This window comes from Metabacillus crassostreae (genome assembly GCF_016908395.1).
In the GTDB taxonomy this organism is placed as follows: Bacteria; Bacillota; Bacilli; order Bacillales; family Bacillaceae; genus Metabacillus; species Metabacillus crassostreae.
Genome location: NZ_JAFBDU010000009.1, coordinates 132,896 through 141,028 on the forward strand (window position 1 = coordinate 132,896; position 8,133 = coordinate 141,028).

At 34.4% G+C, this 8,133-nt stretch carries 4 protein-coding genes and 1 other annotated feature; of the genes, 2 read left to right on the forward strand and 2 right to left on the reverse strand.

Annotated features, from left to right (window positions below; translation table 11 throughout):
• Positions 1-12 precede the first annotated feature (12 nt).
• Positions 13-2,886, reverse strand: coding sequence for a transglycosylase domain-containing protein (locus JOC75_RS20540; RefSeq protein WP_204955838.1), 2,874 nt, complete (start codon positions 2,884-2,886; stop codon positions 13-15).
• 148 nt (positions 2,887-3,034) lie between these two features.
• Positions 3,035-3,258: a binding site (T-box leader), on the forward strand.
• Positions 3,259-3,671: 413 nt separating this feature from the next.
• Between JOC75_RS20540 and tyrS the strand changes: the two genes are divergently transcribed.
• Entirely contained in the window at positions 3,672-4,934 is a 1,263-nt protein-coding gene (gene tyrS / locus JOC75_RS20545; protein ID WP_204955839.1) for a tyrosine--tRNA ligase, read from the forward strand.
• Positions 4,935-5,066: 132 nt separating this feature from the next.
• On the opposite strand, the gene rpsD is transcribed toward tyrS, so the two are convergent.
• Entirely contained in the window at positions 5,067-5,669 is a 603-nt protein-coding gene (gene rpsD, locus JOC75_RS20550) for a 30S ribosomal protein S4 (protein WP_146949333.1), read from the reverse strand.
• Between the two features lie 455 nt (positions 5,670-6,124).
• On the opposite strand from rpsD, the gene JOC75_RS24380 reads away from it, so the two are divergent.
• Positions 6,125-7,927 (forward strand): sensor domain-containing diguanylate cyclase, encoded by a 1,803-nt coding sequence (locus JOC75_RS24380; RefSeq protein ID WP_338036616.1) that lies wholly within the window; start codon positions 6,125-6,127, stop codon positions 7,925-7,927.
• Positions 7,928-8,133 lie beyond the last annotated feature (206 nt).

The following is an 8,133-nucleotide window of genomic DNA, read 5'->3' on the forward strand; positions in this document are numbered from 1 at the left end:
AAAAGTATTTTTTTATTCTGTAACAGGTTCTGGTGCTGAATCAGATGGCGATTCTTCATTTGTATCAGGTTTTTGAGTATTTTCTTGTTGACTTGGCTTTTGATCTTCTTTAGGCTCTGGAGCCTTAGGTTTTTCTTCAGCATAATTTCCTATCTTTATAATTGAAGAAGGTGCTGATTCTTTTCCACTAACGTCTACTGCAACAATATAATATGCAGCAGGTGTACTACCAACTGATACAGCTAGGGTATCAGTTGATACAACACTAGCAACTTTTCTAAAGCTTTGTGAATAATTCGGAGCTGCATATATTCGGTAGCCTAAAACATCGTTATCACCATTTGCACTCCAACTAATTCTAGTACCGCTAGCAGAAACACCACTAACTTGTCTTGGATTTGAGCCATTATCAGATATTTCCTTACCTTCAGTAATCACTAAGTTATCCCAGTTTACTGTATTTGGTAAAAGTTTTCTTAAATCATTTAAATTACTAATATTATGTTTTTCTAATATTTCCTTTTTGAGCATAACACCTTCTTGGACAAATTCTGATGGTGCTGAGGCAGGTACCTTATATGCTCTATCTTTTACAAAAACATATTTGCCTCGAGTTAAACTATCATCAACCTTAGTTGGAACATATTTAACATTAAAAAGATCTGATGCGACTAACCCTGCACTTCGACATAAATCAGAAGGTAGTTCACCTGTTAACGCACAGTAAGATCTCTGGACAATACCACCTGGCATTTCAAAACGGTTTTTAGGAGCTAACAAATCTGGTTCTACTTCATGCGCCACATTCATTAACTTAGCCCATAGAAGAATATTTCTTCTACTGTATGACATGCCTTTATAGTTCTGTTCTAATGACTTTGGTGTATCATAACCTATCCAGGTTCCGAACGTTACATTTGGGTTGGTTGCGACGAACCACGCATCCTCATAATCCTGTCCTGTACCAGTTTTACCAGCCCAATCTGCACTAAATCCTAAGTAGCCATTTAAGGAAGCAGCAGTACCGCTATTTATGACATCTCTCATCATATCTATTGTTAAATAAGCAGTTTGTGCTGAAAATACCTCTGTTTCCGTTTTTTCATGCTGATAAACGACTTCACCGTCACTTGATTCGATCTTTTCAATCATATAAGCATCAATGAATTTACCATTATTAGCGAACGTTGTATAAGCATTGACATTTTCTTCTACTGTAACACCAGTTGTCATTCCACCTAAGCTTAAAGAAGGTGCTCCGTAGTCTCTTTCATGAATACTTGTAAAGCCCATTTTCTCTAAATATGAAAGTGGCTCTTGATCAATAATACTCATATATGTTTTAACTGCTGGAATATTATAGGATTGTTTTAATGAATGCCTTGCACTAGTTAACCCATGATAAGCTCCACCATAATTCTTCGGAGAATATCCACCATATGCAGATAAAGCATAAGGAACGTCTGCAATTACTGTTCCAGGTTGAACCTTTCCTAGTTCCATAGCAGGTGCATAAACTAGTAATGGTTTCATTGTTGATCCATTTCTTCGGATAGCATCTGTGGCATGATTGAGATTTTCACGATTAAAGTCTCGACCACCAACAAAACTAATGATTTTACCAGTTTTGTTTTCTATTAAAACACCACCTGTTTCAACAGGTTCATTAATTGTTATTTCCTTTCCTGAATCAGGATCAGTTATCTCTTCAGGCTTGTCACTACCATAATATTCGTAATTTTTAACAACATCCTGCATTTTATCGTAAATTTCTTTATTAATTGTAGTATGAATTCTGTAACCGTTTTGTCTTAAATTAACATCGGCTAGTGATCGATATTGGGCATCTAACTTCTTATCCTTCTTTAAGTCTTCAGCCGTATAACCATCATCCTCTGCTAATTGGACTTTGATAATATCTTTTGCGCGATCTTCAACTTCATATGTTAAATATGGGTATTGATCAACAGATGAAGGCTTTTTCGCTACTAAATTAGCACGTACATCAAATGCAAGTGCTTCTTCATATTGAGTTTGATCAATATAACCAGCAGAGTACATGCGACTTAATACTGTTTTCATTCGAGTAATTCCCGGATCTAGCTCTTTTTTTACCTCTCCACCATTATTTGAGAATGGTGTATATCCGAAAGGACTCTGAGGTAATCCAGCTATAAAGGCTGCCTGTGCAATCGTTAAATCCTTAGCAGATACGCCAAAAATACCTTTTGCTGCAGCTTGAACTCCGGCAATGTTTTTACCGTTTGAATTTCGACCAAAATCTGCAACATTTAAATAAGCCTCGAGTATTTCCTCTTTCTCGAAGAATTTCTCTAAACGAAGAGCTAAAAGAATTTCCTTCGCTTTTCGATCAAATGATACTTCATTAGTTAAAATTTGATTTTTAATCAATTGCTGTGTAAGTGTACTACCACCCGTTTGAACAGAGGCGTTAGTGAACTCCTGAAAAAGGGCACGTAGAATTGCTTTAGGTACAACACCATCATGCTCATAAAACAATTCATCCTCGGTAGCGACTACAGCATTAATAACATGTGGTGAAACATCACCTAATTTGACTTCTTCCCGCTCGATATCAGTGTTTAATTTACCTAAGTAAACATTCTTATCAAAGTATACAAGTGAAGTTTCTTCGTAGTTGTATATATCTCTTTGCATATCTTCAAAAGATCGTATTGGCTCGTCCTTTACTAATGAAGCAAAATAACCAGCACCAACACCCCCAGCAAAGCATAAACCAATTAGTCCTATGACGAAAAATAGCAATAAAAGATTTCCTATGACGTTATATGATATCCTTAGACCTTTGGTTATATCTTTGTTAAAAGGTGAGAAGTGCCTATGTTTTTTATTCTTTTTTTCCATTTATGCAATCCCCCCAAACCTAACTTATTATACCATAATAAAGTGAGGAATTTGTATGGTTTTGTCAACAAGAAGTTCTAATGAATTGTATTACCTATTGACTTTAATAGATGTTTATGGTTAAAATTGCTTGTGATTATAACTAAATATTTAAGCTTTGATTGGAATAAGTAGTAGAAATCTCCCTGTTTTAGAGAGCTGATGGTTGGTGGAAATCAGTACAAAGGTATTCTATGAATTACATCCATGAGCATCTTTTTTGAAAAGGATAGTTCCCTAGTAGAGAAAGACGGATTATCCGTTAAATAGCCGAGATAGAAGTAACCTAGTTATTTCTAAGTAGGGTGGTACCGCGATTATTTCGCCCCTTCAGTGATGAAGGGGCTTTTTGTTGTTTTCTGCATTTCGTTCATTATGGGCACTGTGTTGAAAGAAGCTATTACAATAGTTGTTTGACAATTAGAGAGCCCTTTGATAATTGCTCTTTTCTAAAGGCTCTTTTCTGAAAGATTGTTGATAATAGACGTCATTATCTGTTGTAACAGTGTGTTAGCGCATAAAGGTACGATTTGTAGAAGAAAAGATGCCACTACAATTTATACAGAGGTGTTTCCAACATGATTCTAAAAACAACAAAGAATACGAAAACAGCCTTTCTAAAAGATTGTTGCTAATCTTACTGTGAACAGTAGTGTTTCCTAAAAGTTCTAAAAGCAATAAAATACAAGAAATAGCCTAGCTAAGAAACATTTAAAAATTTTAATGTACGTAAAGGAGGAAAAATAATGAGTGACTTATTAAAAGATTTAAAATTCAGAGGGTTAGTAAACCAAATAACTGATGAAGAAGGACTTGCAAAAGCTTTAGAAGAAGGGGAATTAAAACTGTATTCTGGATTTGATCCAACTGCTGATAGCCTTCATATTGGACATATGCTACCAGTTTTAACTTTAAGACGTTTTCAGCTAAATGGACATCATCCAATTGCACTTGTTGGTGGAGGTACTGGATTAATCGGTGATCCAAGTGGTAAGAAGGCAGAGCGCACACTTAATACAGCTGATATTGTCCAGGATTGGTCTAATCGAATTAAAGAGCAATTATCACAATTTCTTGATTTTGAAGCGAGTGATAACCCTGCAATTATTGTTAATAATTATGACTGGATTGGTAGCTTGGATGTTATATCATTTCTTCGTGATGTTGGGAAAAACTTTGGTATTAACTATATGCTTGCAAAGGATTCTGTTCAATCACGCATAGAATCAGGTATTTCCTTTACTGAGTTTAGTTACATGATTTTACAATCATTTGATTTCTTAAAGCTGTATCAAAATAATGGCTGTAAACTTCAGATTGGTGGTAGTGATCAATGGGGGAATATTACAGCGGGCTTAGAATTAATTCGTAAGTCAGAAGAAAATTCTAAAGCTTATGGGTTAACCATTCCACTTGTTACAAAGGCAGATGGAACAAAATTTGGTAAAACAGAAGGTGGCGCTATCTGGCTAGATGCAGAAAAAACATCTCCTTATGAATTTTACCAATTTTGGATTAATACAGATGATCGAGATGTAGTGAAATATTTAAAATTCTTTACATTCCTATCACATCAGGAAATTGAAGAGCTTGAAGGTGAAGTTGCATCTGCACCTGAAAAACGATTAGCACAAAAAGCGTTAGCTGAAGAAGTGACAAAGCTTGTTCATGGTGAAGCGGCTTTACAGCAAGCAATTAAAATTTCTGCTGCATTGTTTAGCGGTGAAATTAAAGATTTAACGGGCAATGAAATTTTAGAAGGCTTTAAAGATGTTCCAACAACAGAAGTTACGGAGAATGAGATTGGTTTAATTGATTTACTTATCCAAGCAAAAATTGCACCATCTAAACGTCAAGCTCGTGAAGATATTACAAATGGAGCAATTTATATTAATGGTGAACGTATTCAGGATTTAGAAAAAATCATTTCTAGTGATGACAAAATTGATGGGAAATTTACTGTTATCAGAAGAGGGAAGAAAAAGTATTTCCTGATCAAATATATGTAATATGAGGCTTTTGAACAGGAGAATGGATGAAAGTCCTTCTCTTGTTTTTTATATTGTTGTTATAAATCTAGTCGTAGTAATTATAAAATAAAAAAACCTGTACCAAATTGGCACAGGTTTTTTTTAGAGCTATTAACGAGAGTAGAACTCAACGATAAGAGCTTCGTTAATTTCAGCAGGTAGTTCAGAACGTTCAGGTAAACGAGTGAAAGTACCTTCTAATTTATCAGCGTCGAAAGTTAGGTAATCAGGTACGAAGTTACTTACTTCGATAGCTTCCTTAACGATATCAAGGTTGCGTGATTTTTCACGTAAAGTGATAGTTTGACCAGGTTTTACTTGGTATGATGGAATATCAACACGTCCACCATCAACTACGATATGACCGTGGTTAACTAATTGACGAGCTTGACGGCGAGTACGTGCTAAACCAAGACGGTATACTACGTTATCAAGACGAGAATCAAGAAGAATCATGAAGTTCTCACCATGCTTACCAACCATTTTACTAGCTTTATCAAATAAGTTACGGAATTGACGCTCATTTACACCATACATATGACGAAGTTTTTGCTTCTCTTGTAGTTGTAAACCATATTCAGAGATTTTTTTGCGTTGTCCTGGACCATGTTGTCCTGGAGCATATGGACGCTTTTCTAATTCTTTACCTGTACCACTTAATGAAATTCCTAATCTACGAGAGAGTTTCCAGCTAGAGCCTGTATAACGAGCCATGCTAACTCCTCCTTTATGTTTTTATTTTTGCATAAAATAAAAACCAGACTGACTATACAATTCTGCACATTTTGTTTTCATGTATCCTCGCTCCAGCAGCATAGAGTTACTCGATACACCTCCTATTTATCAAGGGGAACAAAATGAAATCACAACTGCTACATCAATAGGCTGCATATTTTATACACAACGAATATTATATGACTTAAAACATATTAAGTCAAGAATTTTTCCGACTATCTATTTTTTAGTGTTTTTTAAAAGTGCAGGTGAAATAATTATTATCGATAAATAAGGTCGTATTGAAGGTCATAAGAATATATGTCAAAGATAAAGTTAATTATAATTCAAATGGACAATCTGTATTTCTTTCTACTATTTATGTGATGGTTTTATGTTATAATAAAGAGAAAATATGGTATTATTTTGTAACTTAATTAGTGTGGGTGATTTTTGTGGGTAGTCAATCAGTTGAAAAGACAATTAAATATGCTTTTTTTAATTATTTAAGTGAAAATAATGAAAAGCCTTCTATTAACGATGTAGTAGAAAATCTTACAAGTATACTAAAGAATGAACTGTCTATTCATCACGTAGTTTTCTATCTATATAATAAAAAGCTAGATTACCTTACACCACTTGACAATCGTGATCTTCCGTCAAAATCTTTACCACACAGTTTCATATACGGAGAAGTATTTCAGCATGAAGGAACATCTTTTATTCCAATTATGCAGAAAGATCGTTTGATTGGAGTAATAGAACTAGCGGATATAAATGAAAACCTAACATATAATGAGCTGACAGAAATAGCTAAAGCATGTTCTACCTTTTATTCTTATTGTATGAATTTAGTTTCTGTAACTCAAAATGATCAAAAATATGAAGAGTTGTATCGTATAACAGAAAAATTTCATTCTTTAATGGATAAAGATGATGTATTAGTTGAACTGATAACAACACTTCAAGGATTGTATTCAGATCTTATTTTTTATCTATTTTTATCACATGATAATGAAAATCACCGAAATTTACCAATTAAAGAATTAGGCTTTGATCATCAAGATGGTAATGAGCTTGCTATGGAAGCATACGTAACGGGGAAGGTTACAACATCAAATCAAGATGAGGCAAACCAAAGAACTATATATTCACCTTTAAAGGGTAAACAGGGTGTGTATGGTGTTTTACAAATAGTCGCAAATAATGGCGTTGAGCTATCAGATGAAAATAAAAATTTCATTGTTATGCTTGCAAATACAGCTGGAACTGCATTAGAAAATGCCCAGCTGTACGATCAGTCTAAACGATTAATAAAAGATTTACAGCTTATTAACGAAACATCACATCGATTAAATAAAAATTTAAGACTTACAGATACAATGACGTATATGTCTTCTAGAATTATGGAATCATTTGATGCAGATGAGGTAGGTTTTTTCTATATTAATCCAGATGGAACAATTCAGATATTCCCTGGTAGTACTAAATTTTTTAGTTCAGATGAATTACAAATTTATCTTGATTATATTAAGGGGAAACTTGAGAAGGAATTAGAGGGCTTGTTTATTGGAGATATTTCAACATACCTTTCAGGTGCAGAGTATTCTTCAATAATGGCTGTTCCGATGGTACAAAGTGATAGCCTTAAAGGCTGTGCATTAGTCATGCATAAAAATCCTTATCATTTTTCGTTCGACATGTTTAAGCTGCTTCAATCGTTAATTCATCATTCAACACTAGCTTTAACGAACTCACTTCTAAGAGAAGAGCTTGAGACTTTAGTCAAAACAGATCATTTAACTCAGCTACATTCTAGAAATCATATGAACAATCGTATTGAAAAATCAATTAAGGTTGATCGCCAAGGTACATTTGTTTTGATAGATATTGATAATTTCAAAATGGTGAATGACACATATGGTCACCAAATTGGTGATGATGTACTTATACAAGTTGCTAACATAATTCGCAATAATATTCGTGAACAAGATATAGGTGCTAGGTGGGGTGGAGAAGAGCTTGCTATTTATCTACCTCATGTAGATTTGGAGGCTGGAATAGCAATTGCCGAGAGAATTGTTACTCGTGTTAGAGAAGATACAAATCCAGCCATAACTGTTTCATGTGGAGTATCTTATTGGAATGCTGAGAATCAATATAATTTTGATCAATTATTCAAAAAAGCGGATAATGCACTTTACGAGGCGAAAAGTCTAGGGAAAGATCAAGTCATTGTCCAATCTGATACAGAATAGAAAAAGGATGACAATTTGTCATCCTTTCAGATCGTCGACAAAAGGGGTTCGGAATGGTTTCATTCCGAACCCCTTTTGCGATTTTCTTTATAAATTATCTAAAATGAGCGGGGACAGATCTCTCTCTGTCCACTTTATTAGGCCATTTTGGGACCTAGCCAAGTCCAGTTGGCCATCTTCTTCAAATTCATGGCAGCGAAAGTAAG

Bases quoted from the DNA above. Each gene is read 5' to 3' on its own strand.
- JOC75_RS20540 (WP_204955838.1), bottom strand. From the start codon at position 2,886: ATGGAAAAAAAGAATAAAAAACATAGGCACTTCTCACCTTTTAACAAA.
- tyrS (WP_204955839.1), top strand. From the start codon at position 3,672: ATGAGTGACTTATTAAAAGATTTAAAATTCAGAGGGTTAGTAAACCAA.
- rpsD (WP_146949333.1), bottom strand. From the start codon at position 5,669: ATGGCTCGTTATACAGGCTCTAGCTGGAAACTCTCTCGTAGATTAGGA.